This window comes from Dyella acidiphila (genome assembly GCF_014863405.1).
Taxonomy (GTDB): domain Bacteria; phylum Pseudomonadota; class Gammaproteobacteria; order Xanthomonadales; family Rhodanobacteraceae; genus Dyella_B; species Dyella_B acidiphila.
In genome coordinates, this window is record NZ_JACZZA010000001.1 from 928260 (window position 1) to 946365 (window position 18106).

General features: G+C 65.4%; 19 protein-coding genes. 16 read left to right on the top strand and 3 right to left on the bottom strand.

What is annotated here, in order from left to right; all coding sequences use genetic code 11:
* Positions 1-139 precede the first annotated feature (139 nt).
* From IGX34_RS04200 to IGX34_RS04220, 5 genes are all read left to right on the top strand, one after another.
* Positions 140-2170 (top strand): bifunctional 2',3'-cyclic-nucleotide 2'-phosphodiesterase/3'-nucleotidase, encoded by a 2031-nt coding sequence (locus IGX34_RS04200; protein ID WP_192554393.1) that lies wholly within the window; start codon positions 140-142, stop codon positions 2168-2170.
* Between the two features lie 440 nt (positions 2171-2610).
* Positions 2611-3753, top strand: a complete 1143-nt coding sequence (locus IGX34_RS04205) for a homoserine dehydrogenase family protein (protein ID WP_192554394.1) — start codon at positions 2611-2613, stop codon at positions 3751-3753.
* Positions 3750-4733 (top strand): homoserine kinase, encoded by a 984-nt coding sequence (locus IGX34_RS04210; RefSeq protein ID WP_192554395.1) that lies wholly within the window; start codon positions 3750-3752, stop codon positions 4731-4733. The genes IGX34_RS04205 and IGX34_RS04210 overlap by 4 nt, the downstream gene beginning before the upstream one ends.
* Complete coding sequence (thrC, locus tag IGX34_RS04215) at positions 4730-6067, top strand: threonine synthase (protein ID WP_192554396.1); 1338 nt, start codon at positions 4730-4732, stop codon at positions 6065-6067. The genes IGX34_RS04210 and thrC overlap by 4 nt, the downstream gene beginning before the upstream one ends.
* Before the next feature lie 95 nt (positions 6068-6162).
* The gene (locus IGX34_RS04220; RefSeq protein ID WP_225737166.1) at positions 6163-6786 is read left to right on the top strand and encodes a TetR/AcrR family transcriptional regulator; all 624 of its coding nucleotides are present in this window, start codon (positions 6163-6165) and stop codon (positions 6784-6786) included.
* A gap of 6 nt (positions 6787-6792) precedes the next feature.
* On the opposite strand, the gene IGX34_RS04225 is transcribed toward IGX34_RS04220, so the two are convergent.
* Positions 6793-7233, bottom strand: a complete 441-nt coding sequence (locus IGX34_RS04225; protein ID WP_192554398.1) for a DUF4156 domain-containing protein — start codon at positions 7231-7233, stop codon at positions 6793-6795.
* Positions 7234-7519: 286 nt separating this feature from the next.
* On the opposite strand from IGX34_RS04225, the gene IGX34_RS04230 reads away from it, so the two are divergent.
* The 9 genes from IGX34_RS04230 to IGX34_RS04270 all read left to right on the top strand — a co-directional run bounded on the left by IGX34_RS04230 (position 7520) and on the right by IGX34_RS04270 (position 13293).
* Entirely contained in the window at positions 7520-7741 is a 222-nt protein-coding gene (locus tag IGX34_RS04230; protein WP_192554399.1) for a hypothetical protein, read from the top strand.
* Between the two features lie 37 nt (positions 7742-7778).
* Positions 7779-7931, top strand: coding sequence for a hypothetical protein (locus tag IGX34_RS04235; RefSeq protein ID WP_192554400.1), 153 nt, complete (start codon positions 7779-7781; stop codon positions 7929-7931).
* Between the two features lie 40 nt (positions 7932-7971).
* Positions 7972-8442 (top strand): tRNA (uridine(34)/cytosine(34)/5-carboxymethylaminomethyluridine(34)-2'-O)-methyltransferase TrmL, encoded by a 471-nt coding sequence (gene trmL, locus IGX34_RS04240; protein ID WP_192554401.1) that lies wholly within the window; start codon positions 7972-7974, stop codon positions 8440-8442.
* Between the two features lie 49 nt (positions 8443-8491).
* Complete coding sequence (locus IGX34_RS04245; RefSeq protein ID WP_192554402.1) at positions 8492-9139, top strand: ubiquinone biosynthesis accessory factor UbiJ; 648 nt, start codon at positions 8492-8494, stop codon at positions 9137-9139.
* Between the two features lie 5 nt (positions 9140-9144).
* On the top strand, positions 9145-10782 hold the full coding sequence (gene ubiB / locus IGX34_RS04250; protein WP_225737226.1) for a ubiquinone biosynthesis regulatory protein kinase UbiB: 1638 nt from the start codon (positions 9145-9147) through the stop codon (positions 10780-10782).
* Positions 10783-10893: 111 nt separating this feature from the next.
* Positions 10894-11613, top strand: a complete 720-nt coding sequence (locus IGX34_RS04255) for a pseudouridine synthase (RefSeq protein WP_192554404.1) — start codon at positions 10894-10896, stop codon at positions 11611-11613.
* A 10-nt stretch (positions 11614-11623) separates the two neighbouring features.
* Complete coding sequence (gene arfB, locus IGX34_RS04260; RefSeq protein WP_192554405.1) at positions 11624-12046, top strand: alternative ribosome rescue aminoacyl-tRNA hydrolase ArfB; 423 nt, start codon at positions 11624-11626, stop codon at positions 12044-12046.
* The gene (locus IGX34_RS04265) at positions 12043-12636 is read left to right on the top strand and encodes a 1-acyl-sn-glycerol-3-phosphate acyltransferase (protein ID WP_192554406.1); all 594 of its coding nucleotides are present in this window, start codon (positions 12043-12045) and stop codon (positions 12634-12636) included. Before arfB ends, IGX34_RS04265 begins: the two co-directional genes overlap by 4 nt.
* Positions 12637-12648: 12 nt before the next feature.
* Positions 12649-13293, top strand: a complete 645-nt coding sequence (locus IGX34_RS04270) for a LysE family translocator (RefSeq protein WP_192554407.1) — start codon at positions 12649-12651, stop codon at positions 13291-13293.
* A gap of 120 nt (positions 13294-13413) precedes the next feature.
* On the opposite strand, the gene IGX34_RS04275 is transcribed toward IGX34_RS04270, so the two are convergent.
* Together IGX34_RS04275 and IGX34_RS04280 are read right to left on the bottom strand one after the other, a co-directional pair.
* Positions 13414-13857: a nuclear transport factor 2 family protein gene (locus IGX34_RS04275; RefSeq protein WP_192554408.1), complete on the bottom strand. Its 444-nt coding sequence runs from the start codon at positions 13855-13857 to the stop codon at positions 13414-13416.
* 120 nt (positions 13858-13977) lie between these two features.
* Positions 13978-14988 (bottom strand): LysR family transcriptional regulator, encoded by a 1011-nt coding sequence (locus IGX34_RS04280; RefSeq protein WP_192554409.1) that lies wholly within the window; start codon positions 14986-14988, stop codon positions 13978-13980.
* A gap of 150 nt (positions 14989-15138) precedes the next feature.
* Between IGX34_RS04280 and aceB the strand changes: the two genes are divergently transcribed.
* Together aceB and aceA are read left to right on the top strand one after the other, a co-directional pair.
* The gene (aceB, locus tag IGX34_RS04285) at positions 15139-16734 is read left to right on the top strand and encodes a malate synthase A (protein ID WP_192554410.1); all 1596 of its coding nucleotides are present in this window, start codon (positions 15139-15141) and stop codon (positions 16732-16734) included.
* A gap of 35 nt (positions 16735-16769) precedes the next feature.
* Complete coding sequence (gene aceA / locus IGX34_RS04290; RefSeq protein WP_192554411.1) at positions 16770-18065, top strand: isocitrate lyase; 1296 nt, start codon at positions 16770-16772, stop codon at positions 18063-18065.
* The last annotated feature ends 41 nt before the right edge of the window (positions 18066-18106 follow it).

An 18106-nucleotide genomic window follows, 5' to 3' on the forward strand; every position in this document is an offset into this window, starting at 1 on the left:
TGGGGCGGCGCTTCGTCTTGTGGCTGTCAAAGAGGCGTCATTTTAGTGCCTTTCGGCCACCGGAATGGCCTATGCCGGGGACGAATCGTCATCCATATCTGATAGGTTCATGCTTTGCAGGCCTTTCGCCGGAACCACCATGTCCTTACGTTTTTGCCGCCCCGCCGCCCTGTTTTCCGCTGTTCTGCTGGCCGCCTGCGCCAGCCACCCGTCGCAGCCCGCCGCCCAGCCCAAGGCCTTGCCGGAGGGGTTGCGTGCCGATGTGGCGGTACTGGAAACCACGGATATCCATTCCAATATCCTCAGTTACGACTACTACAAGCAGAAAGCCGACCCGACGCTGGGCTTCGAGCGCACCGTCACCCTGATCCGCAAGGCGCGCAGCCAGTTCACCAACAGCCTGCTGTTCGATGCCGGCGACACCATCCAGGGCAGCGTGCTGGCCGACTATCAGGCACAGGTGCAGAAGATCGGCTGCGGCCAGGAACTTGCGATCTACAAGGCGATGGACGCGATCGGCTACGACGGCGGCACCATCGGCAACCATGAATTCAACTACGGCCTGCCCTATCTGTCGCAGGTCACCAATACGCCGATGAACGTGGACGGCGGCAGCCAGCAGCACTGCGCCGGGCCGCACTATCCGCTGGTGCTGGCGAACGTGGACAGCGTGCGCGACGGCAAGCCGATCTTCCAGCCCTGGACCATCATCGAACGCAAGTTCGCCGCGTTCACTCCCGATGGCAGCCAGCTCAGCGTGCCGTTGAAGATCGCCATCATCGGCTTCGCGCCGCCGCCGATCATGCAGTGGGACAAGCAGAATCTGGCCGGCAAGGTGACGGTTACCGGCGTGGTCGAGGCGGCGCAGAAATACATGCCGGAAATCCAGGCCCAGCATCCGGACCTGGTGATTGCGATCCTGCATGGCGGCATGAACAACGCGCCGTATACGCCGGACATGGAAAACGGCGGTTGGTATCTGGCCGGCGTGCCCGGCATCGATGTACTGCTGATGGGCCACGAACACACCGATTTCCCGGGCCCGCGCTTTGCGCATATGCAGGATGTCGACGACGAACGCGGCTATGTGCGCGGCGTACCGGCCGTGATGGGCGGTTTCTTCGGCAAGGACCTGGGTGTGATTCGCCTGGCCCTGGTGCGCCAGCAAGGCCACTGGACAGTCGACAAGAGCAAGACCCTCAGCCAGGTGTGGCCGATCTGCCCGCCGGTCGTCAGCAGGGGCAAGCCGTCGGTGTCGCCGGCCAATTGCGTGCCGGCCGATCCGCAGATTCCGCTGGTGGTCGGCAAGGTGCAGCAGGCGGCGATCGACTACGTGAATACGCCGATCGGCCAAAGCCAGCTGCGCATGAGCAGCTACTTCGCCGATGAAGGCGATATGAGTGCGCTGGCCCCGGTGAATGCCGCGCAGATCGACTACACGCAGCGCGAACTGCCGGCCACGCATCCGGAACTGGCCAAGGTTCCTGTGCTCGGTTCGGCCGCTGCGTTCCGCACCGGCTTCGGCGGCCCGGATGACTACACCGACGTACTGCCCGGCCCGCTGACCCTGCGCAGCGCGGCGGATCTGTATTTCTATCCGAACACGCTCAGTGCGGTGAAGCTGGATGGCAAAGGTCTGAAGGCGTGGCTGGAACAATCGGCGCAGCGCTTCAACCGCATCGATCCGAATGCCACCGGCGAGCAGCAGCTGATCAACGAGAAATACGTCGGCTACAACTTCGACCAGATCCAGGGCGGCATCGCCTACGTGATCGACGTATCCAAGCCGGCCGGCCAGCGCATCGTGAAGCTCAGCTATCACGGCAAGCCGGTGCAGCCCGCGCAAAGCTTCGTGGTGGTGACCAACAACTACCGCGCCAGCGGCGGCGGCCATTTCCCCGGCCTGGACGGCAACAACATCGTGCTGGCCGCACCGGATGGCACGCGTGAAATCGTGGCGCAATGGCTGCAAAAACATCCTTCGCTGGACAGCAAGGATGTACCCGCCGCTTCGTGGCATTTCGCGCGCCTGAAAACCCACGGCCCGGTGGTGTTCACGTCGGCCGGCGACAAGCAGGCGGTAGCGCAGGGCGATGGCCTGCACAACATCACGCAGCTACGCGACAACGGTGACGGTACGGCGGTGTATTCGATCGACCTGTCGCACTGAGCCCGGAAAATCGCGGTCTTCATTGCGCCACCGTCATCCCGGCGAAAGCCGGGACCCCGCGCCTGCAGTGCAGCAAAGGCACTGGATCCCGGCCTTCGCCGGGATGACGAGCAAAGAAAAAGTGCGCCGCAAGCTCATGCAATAGTTTCATTAGGCAACTGTTGACAGCCGCTGCAGCGCACAACTACTGTCGGTTCCATGTCGCCCGCATCCGCGCCAGCACGCATCGTTTTCACCCCGGCCATCGCCGGGCGTGCGCGCATTGCGACGACCACGATCATCGCCACGATTATTACCACCACTACCGGAACCGGTACGACCGGCTACGGGGTGGTGTCAGTGCGCGAGTAAGTTCTCAAACGCCACGGCCCCGCCCTCGAAGAGGCGGGCCGGGCCACTCCCGAACCGCCAGCGAGCAGGGGCCTCTACCGGAGGCCATCATGGATAGCTGCGCATCACTCATCGCCGAACACCCGTACCGACTGCCCCCTTTGCAGGCCGCCAGTTCGCGGCGTCGAACCCTGGCGGTGGGCCTGATCGGTCCCGGACGTGTCGGCAGCGTGCTGCTGGCGCAGTTGCGCGCCGCACAGGAACGGCTGGCACGCGAGGCCGGACTGGAACTGAAACTCTGCGGCGTGGCCGCCAGCCGCCGCATGTGGCTCGATTGCGACGATCCCGAGCTCAATGCGCAGCACGATGCGCAGACCTGGCGGCCGGCCGACCTGGATCAGTTCGCCGCCCATGTGCGCGGCGAAGGCCAGCGCCACGCGATGCTGATCGACTGCAGCGCCAGCGACATGGTCGCCTCGCAATATCCGTACTGGCTGGCGTCCGGCCTGCATGTGGTGACGCCGAGCAAGCTGGCCAGCAGCGGTCCGCTGTCGCGCTGGCAATCGATTCGCGCAGCCAGCCAGTACGGCGGGCGCTTCCGCTACGAAGCCACGGTATGCGCCGGCCTGCCGGTGGTGCAGACGCTGCGCGACCTGCTCGATACCGGCGATCAGCTGCTGTCGGTGGAAGGCATGTTCTCCGGCACCCTGGCCTGGCTGTGCTGCCAGTACGACGGCCAGCGCCCGTTCTCCGCCCTGCTGCGCGAAGCGCATGCGCTGGGTTATACCGAGCCCGACCCGCGCGACGATCTTTCCGGCATGGATGTCGCGCGCAAGCTGGTGATCCTGGCGCGCGAAGCGGGCTGGCCGCTGTCCCTGCACGACGTGGCGGTGGAGAGCCTGGTGCCGGCGGAACTGGCCGAGGTACCGGTGGAGGAATTCATGGCGCGGCTGGAGCAGCTCGATGCGCCGATGGCCCAGCGGCTGGCGGCGGCCCAGGCCGCGCAAGGCGTGCTGCGCCACGTGGCCAGCCTGGACTGCGACGGCCGCGCCCGGGTCGGCCTGCATGCGCTGCCGGCCGCGCATGCATTCGCGCATACGCGGCTTACGGATAACATCGTGCAATTCCGCACTCAGCGTTACCGCGATAATCCGCTGCTGGTGCAAGGCCCTGGCGCAGGTCCCGAAGTGACCGCCGCCGGGGTATTTGCCGATCTGCTGCGCATCGCCGAATCGCTGGAGGTGCGCGCATGAACACTCCTCTTGCCATGAAGTCCCCGATGTCGCCGCAACGCCTGCAATCCGCTTCCGCCGTCGCCTTCGCCAGCGTGGGCAATGTCGGCGTGGGCTTCGACATTCTCGGCCACTGCATCGCCGGCGCTTCCGACCGCGTGGATGTGCGCCGCATCGATACTTCCACCGTGCGCATCGCCGGCATTGACGGCTGTGTCGACGTATTACCGACCGACGCTGCACAGAACACCGCAGGCGCCGCCCTGCTCGCCCTGCGCAAGGCGCTGGGCCTGCAGCATGGTTTCGAACTTTTCCTGCACAAAGGCATTGCGCTGGGCTCGGGCATGGGCGGCTCGGCCGCATCGTGCGTGGCGGCGCTGGTCGCCGCCAATGCATTGCTGGAACGGCCGCTGTCGCGCGAATCGCTGTATGGCTTTGCGATGGAAGGCGAGGCCGTGGCCAGCGGCGGACGGCATGGCGACAACGTGGGGCCGATGCTGCTCGGCGGCCTGGCGCTGGCTACGCGCGAACGCCTGCTGCGCGTGCCGGTGCCGGCCAGCTGGCACTGCGCCCTGGTGCATCCGCACGTGGTGCTGGAAACGCGCAAGGCACGCGCCGCGCTGGCCGGCGACTACGCGTTGGGCGAATTCGTGGCGCAGTCGGCCAACCTCGCGCTGGTGCTGGCCGGCTGCTGGCGCGGCGAAGCGGAACTGGTGCGCGAAGGCCTGAAGGATGTGCTGGTGGAACCGCGCCGTGCACCGCTGGTGCCGAATTTTGCGCGCGTGAAACAGGCAGCACTGGACCATCGCGCCCTGGGCGCGAGCATCTCCGGCGGCGGCCCCAGCGTCTTCGGCTGGTTCGAACAGCGCAGCGACGCAGAAGCTGCCGCACAGGCGATGCGCAGCGCTTTCGCCGAAGCCGGACTGGACAGCGACAGCTTTGTCGCTCCCGTCGACGGACCCGCCGCCGCCCTGCTGCCTGCTGCCGGTGAACCCGCATGAGCGAAACCTTGCACTATCCCAGCACACGCGGCGCCAGTCCCGCGACCACCCTCAGCGCGGCGATCGCCGCGGGGCTCGCGCCGGATGGCGGTCTGTATGTGCCGGATCACTTGCCCACACTCGACGTGCAGGATTTCGATCCGCGCGGCACGCTGGCCGATACGGCGGCAACTTTGCTTGCACCGTTTTTTGCGGGTGATGGATTGGCGCCTGCGCTGCCCTCGATCTGCGCCGAGGCACTCACCTTCCCCACGCCGCTGCGCAGCTTGCCGCAGCATCCCGGGACTTCCGTGCTGGAGTTGTTTCACGGCCCCACCGCGGCATTCAAGGATGTCGGTGCGCGGTTTCTCGCCGCCTGCCTGCGCCGGCTGCGCGGCGACGATGCATCCCGGCTGACGATCCTGGTGGCAACTTCCGGCGACACCGGCGCGGCGGTGGGCGCAGCCTTTCACCGGCAGCCACATGTAGACGTGGTGATCCTGTATCCCGATGGCCGCGTCTCGCCGCGCCAGGCGCATCAGCTCGGCTGCTTCGGCGACAACGTGCAAGCCTTGCGCGTGCACGGCCGCTTCGACGATTGCCAGCGCATGGTCAAAGCAGCGTTGAACGATGCCGCGCTGCAGGCACAGATGCCGCTGTCTTCGGCCAACAGCATCAGCCTCGGCCGCCTGCTGCCGCAGATGAGCTATTACGCCCACGCCGCTGTCGGCTGGTGGCACGACCACCGCGAAGCGCTGAACCTGGTCGTGCCCACCGGCAATCTCGGCAACGCACTGGCCGCGCTATGGGTGCGCCAGATGGGCCTGCCGCTGGGCCGTATCCAGCTGGCCTGCAACGCCAACGCCACCCTGCCCGATTATTTCGCCGGCCACGACTACACGCCGCGGCAAGCGGTGGCGACGCTGGCCAATGCCATGGACGTGGGCGCGCCGAGCAATTTCGAACGCCTGCAATGGACCTTCCCGCAAGCGCACGATCTGCGCGCGCAAGTGCAGGCGCACAGCGTGGACGACCGCAGCATCTGCGCCACCATAGCGCTGCATGCGCGCGAACATGGCGAGGTGTTCTGTCCGCATACGGCTACCGCCATGCATGTGCTCGATCAGTTGCGGGCGCAGGGCGATGCCTCGCCCTGGGCGATCGTGGCCACCGCGCATCCGGCGAAATTCGAAAGCGTGGTCGAGCCCCTGGTCGGCGCACCGGTCGCAGTGCCCGCAGCCCTGGCGGCGATGTTGCAGCGCCCCGCCGCGGCCGAGCCGATCGACGCCGACTACGGCCTCTTCCGCCAATGGCTGCAGGAGCGCGCCAGCCAGGATCTGTCGGCGCCGTGCTGACGGCGCCGGCCGACGTCATTCAGGCCTTTCGCAAGCAACTGCGATACCCTGCGCAGGTTATGAAGCCGCCGCCGCATGGCGTGGACTGAATGCCGATGGAAACCTCCGAAGCGAAAAAACCGGGCGAACTACGCCGCGTGCCGCAGCGCCAGCGCGGTCACGAACGCGTGGCCGCGCTGCTGGAAGCGGCCGCGTCCTGCTTTGTCGAAAAGGGCTACGACGCCACCACCATGACCGAGGTGGCGGCACGGGCGGGCGCATCGATCGGCTCGCTGTATCAGTTCTTCCCGACCAAGGAAGTGCTGGCGCAGGCGCTGGTGGAGCAATACGCGCAGGCGGTATATGCCGAGCTGGCGACGCTGGCCGAGCAGTCCGTGCCGTGGAGCACCGAGGAACTGGCGCGGCAGCTGTGCGCGTTCCTGGTGTCGTTCCGCAAGCGTCACCCGGCCTTCGTGGTGTTGGTGGAAACGGTCATCATGCCGTCCGTCGACGGCATGGCGATTCGCCGCCGCGTGCGCGCGCAATTGCAGGCGCTGCTGGCGCAGCGCGCCGCACATCGTTCAAGCGAAGACATGCATGCCGCCGCCGTGGTGGTGCAGCAGATGATGAAGGCGGCGATTGCGATTCACGCCGAGCCCGACATGCCTGGCCGCGATGCGGCACTGATGCAATTGCAGCACGCCATGCAGCTGTATCTGCATGGCGTGTTCGCCAAGTAGGGCGAATCAGCCGCCCTTGGTCGGATAGGTCTGGAAACCGCCGCCCTGCTGTTGCGGCGCCTGCGCCGGCTGCTGCGGCTGAGACTGCGGATTGCCCTGGATCGGCGGCGGTGCCGACGACCCCACCGGGTGATTGCCGCAGTAATACGCTTCCCACGGCTGCGAACCGTCGACCGGATCGGCCAGCGGCTTCATCGTGTCTGCATGCATGCTGGCTGCGCTGTTGCGCGCCTGCACCTGCAGCTCGTCGCGCACCTTGATGTCGTTGCGATCGAACGGTCCGACGTGGTCCATCACCGAAACGGTGATCTTGCCCAGGTCATGGCAACCGGAAACATCGCCTGTCCATACTGTGCGCACGCCGTTGGATCCCGGATCGGGATTAATGCCCCAGGTACAGCCGCCAAGCAGTACTGCGGGTACGAGCAACAGCAGGGTCTTGCGCATGAGTAGCTCCATGGATGCGTTTGATGCGAAGGGTTGAGATCCGCGTTGCATCGTAACGCGTGCCGGCGCCTTGTCATCGAACGCCGGCTTAGCAGCGCGGCCTGCGGTGTCCGTCCGGACACTGTCCGGTTATGGGTGTCCGGTGTCCGCGGACATCCAGGCCGCCGCCGAGACATCGCAACAAATCGATGTTTATCAGCATATTACGACGCAAGAACAGGCTGGCACGGCGTTTGCACTCTGGTAGGCAAGGACCCTGACGGTCCTCCCAACTGGAGCCAAGGACATGAAATTCAGTGAAGCCAAATTCGAAGCGATGGTCCTGCGCGGACTGTTCGCCGCTTGCCTGCTGGTCAGCGGTCTGATCCTGGCCGCGATGGTCGTCGCCAAGCCCGCCGCGGTGCAACTGGCCGCTGGCAATCCGGTCGAGGCCTTGTTCGCCGCTGCACCGTCGAGCTGCGCACTGCCGGACCTGGGCAACATGGTTTGCATCCGTGCCGCCGGCTGATCGGCGCCACCCACACCTTTTATCAGGAGATATCGCCATGAACTTCGAAACGATGATGCTGCGCAGCCTGTTTGGAGCATGCGTACTGGTCTGCGGCCTGGCCCTGGTCTCGATGGTGAGCGCCAAGTCGGTGCCGGCCCAGCTGGCTGCCCACGCTCCGATCGCCACCGCCACCGTCGTGACCGGCTGAGCACGAGACGCGATCGGCCCCGTCATCCGATAATGGCGGCATGCTGCATGTCATCCTGTTCAGACCCGAAATCCCGCCCAATACCGGCAACGTGATCCGCCTGTGCGCCAATACCGGCGCCAGCCTGCACCTGATCCGCCCGCTGGGCTTCGAGCTCGACGATACGCGCCTGCGCCGCGCCGGCCTCGATTACCACGAATATGCGCGCGTAAGCGTGCACGACGATCTCGATGCCTGCCTCGCGACGCTGAAGCATCCGCGCGTGTTCGCCTTCTCCACCCGCGGACGCAGCATGCACGTGGATGCACGTTTCCGTGACGGCGATGCCCTGTTGTTCGGCTGCGAAACCGCGGGGCTGCCCGATGCAGTGCTGGACGCATTGCCGCCGGAGCAGCGCCTGCGCCTGCCGATGTGCCCGGACAGCCGCAGCCTGAATCTGTCCAACAGCGTAGCGGTGGCGGTGTATGAAGCCTGGCGGCAGCTCGGCTTCGCCGGCGCCAAACCGGTGTGATCGCCGCCCCTCACGATCAGCGCGACGCCTGGGCGGCTACAATCCCGGGATGAATGCCGCCTCATCTCCCCGTCTGCTGCCGCAACCGCTGCGCAAACTCGCCGGTCGCGCACTGGAGACAGCGCTCAATCACGCGCTGTCGCTCGATCCCGATACCCAGGCCAGGCTGGCCGCGCTGGAAGGCCGCAGCGTGCAATTGCAACTGCGCGGCCTGGAGGTGTCGATGGCCATCAGCGTCGAGCAGGGACGGCTGAAAGTCGGTCCCGCGCCGGACAGCAGCGATCTGCGCGTCGCCGCCACGCCCGGCAGCCTGCTGTCGATGCTGTTTCGCCGCGGCGACGAGAGCATGGCGCCGGGCAAGGTGGATATCGCCGGCGATGCGGAGCTGGCGCGCCGGCTGGAAAAACTCGCCAGCGGCTTTGCGCCGGATTTCGAAGAAGCCTTTGCCCGCACCTTCGGCGATGTGCTCGGCGTACCGCTGGCCAAGGCGGTGCGCGAAGGATTGGCGCACGCGCGCGAATCGGCGTCGCACCTGAGTCAGGACAGTGCTGCCTGGCTGCGCGACGAGGCGCGCCTGGCCCTCGCGCCCGGCGAAGTCGAGGGTTTTCTCGATGACGTGGACGCTCTGCGCGAGCGCACCGAGCGGCTGGAAGCGCGGCTGGCGCGCCTGGAACGCCGGCGGGGATCGCATCCGTGACGCCGCTGAAAGTCGTACCCGGCCTGCTGCGCGTCACTATCGTCCTGCTGCGCTACCGGCTGGATGAGCTGATCGACGCCACCCACCTGTTCCGCCCGCTGAAGCTGATCCGTCCGTTCCTTGGCCGTCCCGCCGTCGACGTGCGCCCGCTGTCACGCGGTGCGCGGATCCGCCTGGCCTTGAACGAGCTCGGCCCGATCTTCGTCAAGGCCGGGCAGGTGTTGTCGACCCGGCGCGACCTGGTGCCGGCCGATATCGCCGACGAGCTGTCGCTGCTGCAGGACCAGGTGCCGCCGTTTCCGGGCGAGCAGGCGCGCGTGATCGTGCAGCGCGAACTGAAGCTGCCGGTGGAAACGCTATATGCCAGCTTCGATCCGGTACCGCTCGCTTCCGCCTCGATCTCGCAGGTGCACCCCGCCACGTTGCTGGACGGCCGCGCCGTGGTGGTGAAGGTGCTGCGTCCGGGCATCGAGCAGCGCATTGCGCGCGACGTGAACCTGATTCATTCGCTGGGCGAACTGGCCGAACGCTGGCATCCGAACGCAGACAAGATCCGCCCGCTCGACGTGGTCGCCGAAGTCGAGAAGATGCTGGAGAACGAGCTGGACCTGCAGCGCGAAGGCGCCAATGCCAGCCTGCTGCGGCGCAATTTCGCCAGCGGCGTGGACATGTACGTGCCCGAGGTGCATTGGGAACTCACCTCCGCGCGCGTGCTCACGCTGGAGCGCGTGTCGGGCGTGAGCTGCGACGACATCGCCGCGATCGACGCTGCCGGCATCGACCGCAAGCAGCTGGCCGCCAAGGGTGTGCGCCTGTTCTACGAACAGGTCTTCCGCGACAATTTTTTCCATGCCGACGCGCATCCGGGCAATATCTGGGTGGATCCCACGCGGGCGCAGGAGCCGCGCTTCATTGCGCTGGATTTCGGCATCATGGGTTCGCTGCCGGAAGCGGACCAATACTGGCTGGCGCAGAATTTCATCGCACTGTTCGAACGCGATTACGCGCGCATCGCCAAGCTGCATGTGGACGCCGGCTGGATGCCCGCCAGTATCCGCATGGACGAACTGGAAGCGGCCGTGCGCACGGTCTGCGAGCCGTATTTCACCCGCCCGCTGTCGCAGATCTCGCTGGCGGAACTGGTGGTAAAGCTGTTCCAGACCGCACGCCGCTTCGAGCTGATCTTGCAGCCGCAGCTGATTCTGCTGCAAAAAACCCTGCTCAATATCGAAGGCGTGGGACGCATGCTGGATCCGGAGATCGACATCTGGGCGGTGGCGCATCCGGTGCTCAAGCGCATCCTGCGCGAGCGCTACAGCCCGCTGCGCACTTTGCGCGAAATCCGCAAGCGCGTGCCGGAGTGGTTCCACAATGCGCCGCAGCTGCCGGAGCTGGTGCGCGATGCGATGCGCCAGATTGCCGTCGGCGAACAGCGCATGGTGGCCGATTTCGAAATGCTGGGTCATCAGCGCGACCTGGCGCGGCGCGTGCTGCGCATGGTCGGCTGCGGCATGCTTGGCGGCACGCTGATTGTCAGCGCGACCTTGCTGGCGACACTGTCGCCGCAGCACGGCATGTTGCTGCCAGCGTGCGTAGGAGCGGCTGGCCTGCTGTCGTTTGTATATGGCTGGGTGCGGCGCTGACAAAGCTGCCGCAGCGGCCCTTTTTGCTGTTATCTGCACTCCGCTTCACCGTCATTCGGCGCGTGTCGAATGACAGCGAGGCAATCCGCAGGCATCTCCGAGTGATTCACGTTGCCCCTTGAAATCCTCTACCAGGACGACGCCCTGATCGCGGTGAACAAGCCCGCGGGCATGGCCGTGCATCGCTCGAAAATGGTCGGCAACACCGATGTTTTCCTGATCGATGTGCTGCGCGAGCAGGTCGGCGGCACGGTCTACCTGGCGCATCGCCTGGACCGCGCCACCAGCGGCGTGCTGCTGATTGCGCGCTCCAGCGAAGTGGCGGCGGCATTGGGCGAGCAGTTCATGAGCCGCGACGTACACAAGCAATATCTCGCCGTGGTGCGCGGCTGGCCGGAGCCGGCCGAGGGTATCGTCGACTACCCGCTGCCGGGCTCGCGCGAAACCGGACCGCGGCGCGATGCGCTGACCGCCTACCGGTGCATGGCTACGGTGGAAGTGCCGATCGCGCTGGGCCGCTATCCGCAGCAGCGCTATGCACTGGTGCTGGCCGAGCCGCAGAGCGGCCGCTTCCGCCAGATCCGCAAGCATATGGCGCATATCCATCACCCGGTGATCGGCGACTGCCAGCATGGGCGCAGCGATCACAATCGCCTTTACAAGCAGTATTTCAGCTGTCACCGCATGCTGCTGCATGCCTGGCGGCTGCACCTGCGCCATCCGCTGGACGGCCGGCCGATGCGCCTGGAGGCTCCCTTGGACGACGCCTATCGAAGCCTGCTGGCGCGCTTCGACTGGGAGCTGCCGCAGGAAAGCACGGCGACCAGCTAAACTGCGCCGCATGTTATCCGTGAGCCGATCCATCGTCCTGCCGGACTCCGAGCTGGTCGTACGCTTCCTGCGTGCCGACGGCCCGGGCGGCCAGCATGTGAACCGCACCGAGAGTGCGGTAGAACTGCGCTTCGACGTACTGCATTCGCCGTCGCTGCCCGACGATGTGCGCGCACGCCTGCTGGCGCGCAGCGACCGCCGCCTTACCGATGAAGGCGTGCTGGTGATCCAGGCCCGGCGCTTCCGCGACCAGGGCCGCAATCGCGAGGACGCGCGCGAGCGCCTGCTGGAAATCCTGCGCGCCGCGCTGGTGGTGCCCAAGAAGCGGGTCGCCACCAAGCCCACCCGCGCATCGCAAAAGCGCCGGCTGGAAGGCAAGCAGCAGCGCGGCAAACTCAAGCAAGCCCGATCGCGATCCTGGAGCCACGAGTGAGCCCACCCATCCTGCCTGCCGTACCGCCCCAGGCACCGCTGCTGCAGAGCCGCTTCTGGCCCTGGCTGATGCGCAGCCTGCTGCGCCTGTCGGGCTGGCGCCTGCTCGGCCAGCTGCCGGACGTGCCCAAGCTGATCATCATCGGCGCACCGCATTCGTCCTATTGGGACGGCGTATGGGGGCTGATGATGAAGATCGGCCTGGGCATCAACATCAACATCATGATCAAGCGCGAAGTGCTGGATGGCCCGCTGGGCATCATCCTGCGGCCGATCGGACTGATCCCGATCAATCGCAGCGCCGCGCTGAACGTGGTCGGCCAGATGGTGCAACGCTTTCAGCAGCACGATCGCATGTGGCTGGGCATTACCCCCGAGGGCACGCGCAAGCACGTGAAGCAGTGGAAATCGGGTTTTCTGCGCATTGCGCACGAAGCGAACGTGCCGATCCAGACCTTGTTTATCGACTACCCCAGCAAGACCTTCACCCTCGGTCCCGTGGTGCAGGCCAGCGACGATCCCGACGCGGACATGAGCACGATCCGCGCCTTGTTCCGTCCCTACCACGGCAAGCATCGCAATACCGAATAAAGGAGTACGCGCATGGCCCTGATGGACACCCTCGGCATCCAGCACTACGACGCCTTCCTGCTCGCCTGCGTGGCGCTCGCCCTCACTCCCGGGCTCGATACCTTCTACATTCTCACGCGCAGCGGCCGTGAAGGGCATGTCGTGGGACTGGCGGCAGTATTGGGCATCAACACGGGCTGCATTGTGCACACGCTGGCGGCGGCGCTGGGCATCTCCGCGATTTTGATGACGTCGGCGCTGGCCTTCAGCGTGCTGAAGTACCTGGGCGCAGCCTATCTGGTGTGGACCGGCGTGCGCATGCTGCTGTCGCGCCGCAGTGCGCACCAGCCGACCGTGACGCGCGGCCAGGGTTTTGCCGCAGCATTTCGCCAGGGCATGCTGACCAATGTGCTCAATCCCAAGGTCGCGCTGTTCTTTCTGGCGCTGCTGCCACAGTTCGTTTCCATGCACGCGGCGCATCCGCAGTTCGGCTTGGTTGTACTTGGCCTCACAGTGATCGGCATCGGCCTGACCTGGTCAAGCGCGCTGGCGCTGATGGGCGGCCGCGTGCATCGCCTGCTGCTCGCCAAGCCGCGGCTGGGACAATGGATGGATCGCGTATGCGGCACCATCCTGCTCAGCTTCGGCGTGAAACTGGCATTGCAGCAGCGCAGCTAGTTCCTGCGAACCGCCGGCTGGCTTAGTCCGGACTTGCTCCGGGGATAACCCAACACACTCGGCTCGAAGCAACATCGTTCGGTTACCTGCGGATCAAGCCCGCAGTCGCCAAAGCTACGGTCATCCGCAATTTTCTTTTCGCTCGTTGTCGGACAAGCCGATGATGATCCAGCGATCCTGCACCTTGCCGAGCGTAAGTACGTCTGTGCCACAGTGATCCACGCGGCCATTGATGGTGAATTTGTATGGCGCCCATACCACCGCCAGGTTCTGGTCGACGTGCACGATCGGATCGTAGATGTTTTCGGCGATCGGGCCGCCCTTGTGCGCGGCGATGGCATCGGCCAGCTTTTCGATCGTCGGCCGACGCAGCTCGTTCTCATGCATGCTGGTGATTTCGATATTCGGTGCCACCACGGCGAGCAAGCCGTTTTTGTCCTGCTTGCCCAACGCATCGAAAAAGCGATGCACCGGCTCCATCACTTGGGCGTTTTGATCGGCAGCGTGGCAGCTCCACGCCGATCCCAATGCAAGCGCAGCAAACACGACTAAACGACGATTCATGGCATACGTCCCTTGGCAGCGTAGGTTGGGTTAGCGCAGCGTAACCCAACGATATCGCTACGAAGCGAGTAGGTTGGGTTACCCCCGGACCAAGCCCGGGGTAACCCAGCCTACGAATAGCTAGCGCTCGGAGTGGCCGGATTCGTCGTAGTCGCGATGCGTCAGCAGGCCAGGCCGGATCAGATCGATGAACGCGCGCGCTTCCTGGCTGAGGAACTTGCCCTTGCGCATCACCACGCCATAACTGCGCTGCGGAAAGTACTGGCGCATATTGCGCACCATCAGCCGCGCGCGATCGGCTTCGGTAATGCAGATGCCGGTGACGATGGAAATGCCCAGCCCCATCGCCACGTATTCCTTGATCACCTCCCAGCCGCCGACCTCGATCGCCACCTGGTACGGCACCTGGCGCTGCTGGAAAACCAAGTCCACCAGCCGGTAGGTGGACAGGCGCTGCGGCGGCAGGATCAGGCCGTGCGGCGAGAGATCTTCCAGGGTGATGTCCTCTTTCTGCGCCAACGGGTGGTCCAGCGGCGTGATCAGCATCGGGTCGTAGTGATAGACCGGCGCCCAGGCGATGTCGTTGGGCACGTCCAGCATCGAGCCGACGGCGAAATCGGCTTCGTCGGCGCGCAGCAGCGCCATGCCGTCCTTGCCGGTGACATTGGCCAGCTGCAGCTGCACTGCGGGGTATTGCTCGCGGTAGCGCCGCACCAGTTCGGGCAGCAGGTACTGGATGGTGGAACTGCCGGCGGCCACGGTCAGCCGTCCGGCCTGCATGCCCTTGATCTTGGCCTGGAAGTCGCGATCCAGATGCTCCCAGCCCTCCACCAGCGGGCGCGCCAGCTCATACAAGGCTTCGCCGGCGTCGGTGAGGTTGATGCGGCGCCGGCTGCGCTGCAGCAGCTCCACCCCCAGCTCGCGCTCCAGCGCCTGTAACTGCAGGCTGATCGAGGGCTGGGACAGGTACAGCGCCTCGGCCGCGCGGCTGAGGGTGCCAAGCTTTACGGTGGTGACAAAGGCGCGCATCTGCTTGAGCCGGTTGCCTTTGTAGTAGTACCGGCCGGCTTCCCCGCTGGCGGCGGTTTTGCGCGGGCGCCGCTTGGCGGCTGGGGCGACTTTTTTTGTCATGTTCGGCTTCCGTTTGGGCTATTTCATGACAGCATCTTCAATACCTTAGCGTATGTATTAATAAATTCAATAACTAGAATTGAAATATTTGGTTTGTCAAATCAAATCCCCGTGACTAGCTTCAGCACCGAACCCATGGTGGAGAAGCTCATGGCAGTACTCAGTGAAAAGTTGGTCGCCCAGCCGGCCTGGATCCTTGCCGATGGCGCGGCCTACCGCGACATCCTGACTCCGGACGCGCTGGCCTTTCTGGCCCATCTGCACCGTTGTGCGGAGCCCAAGCGGCAGGCCTTGCTCAAGGCCCGCCGCCAGCGCCAGGCGCGCTATGACGCCGGCGCGCTGCCGGATTTCCGGCCGGATACCCAGGCCATCCGCGAGTCCGACTGGCTGGTGGCGCCGATTCCGGCCGCGCTGCAGGACCGCCGCGTGGAAATCACCGGCCCGGTCGAGCGCAAGATGATCATCAACGCCCTCAATTCCGGGGCGAAGGTGTTCATGGCCGATTTCGAGGATTCCTCGGCGCCCAGCTTTGCCAACCAGCTCGATGGCCAGCGCAACCTGCGCGATGCGGTCAACGGCACGCTGGAATACCGCTCGCCCGAGGGCAAGGAATACCGCGTCGGCGCCAATCCGGCTGTACTGGTGGTGCGTCCGCGTGGCTGGCACCTGCCGGAACGCCATGTCACCGTCGACGGCGAAACGATGGCCGGCGCCCTGGTCGACTTCGGCCTGTACGCCTTCCACAACGCCCATGCCCTGCACAAGCGCGAGCTCGGCCCGTATTTCTACCTGCCCAAGCTGGAGGCGATGGAAGAAGCCGCGCTTTGGGACGAGGTGATGGCGCTGGCCGAAGACGAACTGGGCCTGCCGCTGGGCACGATGAAGGCCACCGTGCTGATCGAAACCCTGCCGGCGGTGTTCCAGATGCATGAGATCCTGCATGCGCTGCGCGGCCGTGCGGTCGGCCTCAACTGTGGCCGCTGGGACTACATCTTTTCCTACCTGAAAACGCTGCGCGGCCATCGCGACCGCCTGCTGCCCGAACGCGGCCAGGTGGTGATGACGGTGCCGTTCCTGAAGAGCTATTCGGAACTGCTGATCCAGACCTGCCATCGCCGCGGCGCTTTTGCGATGGGCGGCATGGCCGCGCAGATCCCGATCAAGGGCGACGACGACGCCAACGACAAGGCGCTGGCCAAGGTACGTGCCGACAAGCTGCGCGAAGTGCAGGCCGGCCACGACGGCACCTGGGTGGCGCATCCGGCGCTGGTGCCGGTCGCGATGGATATCTTCGACCGGCACATGCCCACGCCGAACCAGCTGCATGTGCTGCGCGACGATGTCAGCGCCGACCGCGACGCGCTGATCGCCCCATGCGGCGGCACCATCAGCCGCGCCGGCTTCGACAACAACGTGGAAGTGGCGCTGCGCTACACCGCCGCATGGCTGGAAGGCATGGGTTGCGTGCCGATCCATAACCTGATGGAAGACGCCGCCACCGCGGAAATCGCCCGCGCGCAATTGTGGCAATGGCTGCATCACGGCAGCCTGGAATTCCCCGATCACGCGCCGATCGACTTCGCCCTGTTCGATCACGCGCTGGCCGCGCACACGCATCGCCTGCAACAAAGCGAGCTGCCCGGCGCACGCCGCGCCGCCGACGCCGCCGAGCTGCTGACCGCGCTTACGCACGCCGACCAGCTCGGCGACTTCCTCACCCTTCCCGCCTACGCACAGCTCGCCTGATCGCGCGCATTGGCAACACCGTAAGGAGCCATGACATGAAGAACCATCTCCCCACCGCCGAACAGATCGCGCTGGACTGGAAGAACAATCCGCGCTGGACCGACGTGCGCCGCAACTACAGTGCCGAAGACGTGGCGCGCCTGCGCGGCACGGTGCAGGTCGAACATTCGCTGGCCCGCCGCGGCGCCGAGCGGCTGTGGAAATCGCTGCACAAGGAAGACTTCGTCAACGCGCTGGGCGCGCTCACCGGCAACCAGGCCATGCAGCAGGTGAAGGCCGGCCTGCAGGCGATTTACCTCAGCGGCTGGCAGGTGGCCGCCGATGCGAACGTGGCCGGCGAGATGTATCCGGACCAGTCGCTGTATCCGGCCAATTCGGTGCCGCAGGTGGTCAAGCGCATCAACAACACCTTGCTGCGCGCCGACCAGTTGCATCACGCCGAAGGCAAGGACGAGATCGACTGGATGGCGCCGATCGTGGCCGATGCCGAAGCCGGCTTCGGCGGCGTGCTCAACGCCTTCGAGCTGATGAAGGCGATGATTGAAGCAGGCGCGGCCGGCGTGCATTTCGAAGACCAGCTGGCGGCGGTGAAAAAGTGCGGCCACATGGGCGGCAAGGTGCTGGTGCCCACGCGCGAAGCAGTGGACAAGCTCAATGTCGCGCGCCTGGCGGCTGACGTGCTCGGCGTGCCCACCTTGCTGGTGGCGCGCACCGATGCGGACGCCGCGGATCTGCTCACTTCCGACATCGACGACAACGACCGGCCGTTCACCACCGGCGAACGCACCGTGGAAGGTTTCTTCCGCGTGCGCGCCGGCCTGGACCAGGCCATCAGCCGCGGCCTGGCCTATGCCCCGTATGCCGATCTGGTGTGGTGCGAAACCAGCAAGCCAAACCTGGAAGAAGCGCGCAAGTTCGCCGAGGCGATTCATGCGAAATTCCCTGGCAAGCTGCTGGCCTACAACTGCTCGCCCAGCTTCAACTGGAAGAAGAACCTGGACGACGCCACCATCGCCAAATTCCAGCGCGAGCTGGGCGCAATGGGCTACAAATTCCAGTTCATCACCCTGGCCGGCTTCCATAGCCTCAACTACGGCATGTTCGATCTGGCGCATGGCTATGCGCGCCGCCAGATGAGTGCATTCGTGGAATTGCAGGAAAAGGAATTCGCGGCCGCCGAACGAGGTTTCACCGCGGTGAAGCATCAGCGCGAAGTGGGCACCGGCTATTTCGACCAGGTAACGCAGGCGATCCAGCAGGGGCAGTCGTCGACGACTGCGCTGAAGGGCTCGACCGAAGAAGCCCAATTTCATCGGGCTTCGGCAGCCTGAGCAGGCTTTCCTCCGCCGCCATGCCAACCAACGGGGACGGC

Bases quoted from the DNA above. Each gene is read 5' to 3' on its own strand.
- IGX34_RS04200 (WP_192554393.1), top strand. From the start codon at position 140: ATGTCCTTACGTTTTTGCCGCCCCGCCGCCCTGTTTTCCGCTGTTCTG.
- IGX34_RS04205 (WP_192554394.1), top strand. From the start codon at position 2,611: ATGGATAGCTGCGCATCACTCATCGCCGAACACCCGTACCGACTGCCC.
- IGX34_RS04210 (WP_192554395.1), top strand. From the start codon at position 3,750: ATGAACACTCCTCTTGCCATGAAGTCCCCGATGTCGCCGCAACGCCTG.
- thrC (WP_192554396.1), top strand. From the start codon at position 4,730: ATGAGCGAAACCTTGCACTATCCCAGCACACGCGGCGCCAGTCCCGCG.
- IGX34_RS04220 (WP_225737166.1), top strand. From the start codon at position 6,163: ATGGAAACCTCCGAAGCGAAAAAACCGGGCGAACTACGCCGCGTGCCG.
- IGX34_RS04225 (WP_192554398.1), bottom strand. From the start codon at position 7,233: ATGCGCAAGACCCTGCTGTTGCTCGTACCCGCAGTACTGCTTGGCGGC.
- IGX34_RS04230 (WP_192554399.1), top strand. From the start codon at position 7,520: ATGAAATTCAGTGAAGCCAAATTCGAAGCGATGGTCCTGCGCGGACTG.
- IGX34_RS04235 (WP_192554400.1), top strand. From the start codon at position 7,779: ATGAACTTCGAAACGATGATGCTGCGCAGCCTGTTTGGAGCATGCGTA.
- trmL (WP_192554401.1), top strand. From the start codon at position 7,972: ATGCTGCATGTCATCCTGTTCAGACCCGAAATCCCGCCCAATACCGGC.
- IGX34_RS04245 (WP_192554402.1), top strand. From the start codon at position 8,492: ATGAATGCCGCCTCATCTCCCCGTCTGCTGCCGCAACCGCTGCGCAAA.
- arfB (WP_192554405.1), top strand. From the start codon at position 11,624: ATGTTATCCGTGAGCCGATCCATCGTCCTGCCGGACTCCGAGCTGGTC.
- IGX34_RS04270 (WP_192554407.1), top strand. From the start codon at position 12,649: ATGGCCCTGATGGACACCCTCGGCATCCAGCACTACGACGCCTTCCTG.
- IGX34_RS04275 (WP_192554408.1), bottom strand. From the start codon at position 13,857: ATGAATCGTCGTTTAGTCGTGTTTGCTGCGCTTGCATTGGGATCGGCG.
- IGX34_RS04280 (WP_192554409.1), bottom strand. From the start codon at position 14,988: ATGACAAAAAAAGTCGCCCCAGCCGCCAAGCGGCGCCCGCGCAAAACC.
- aceB (WP_192554410.1), top strand. From the start codon at position 15,139: ATGGCAGTACTCAGTGAAAAGTTGGTCGCCCAGCCGGCCTGGATCCTT.
- aceA (WP_192554411.1), top strand. From the start codon at position 16,770: ATGAAGAACCATCTCCCCACCGCCGAACAGATCGCGCTGGACTGGAAG.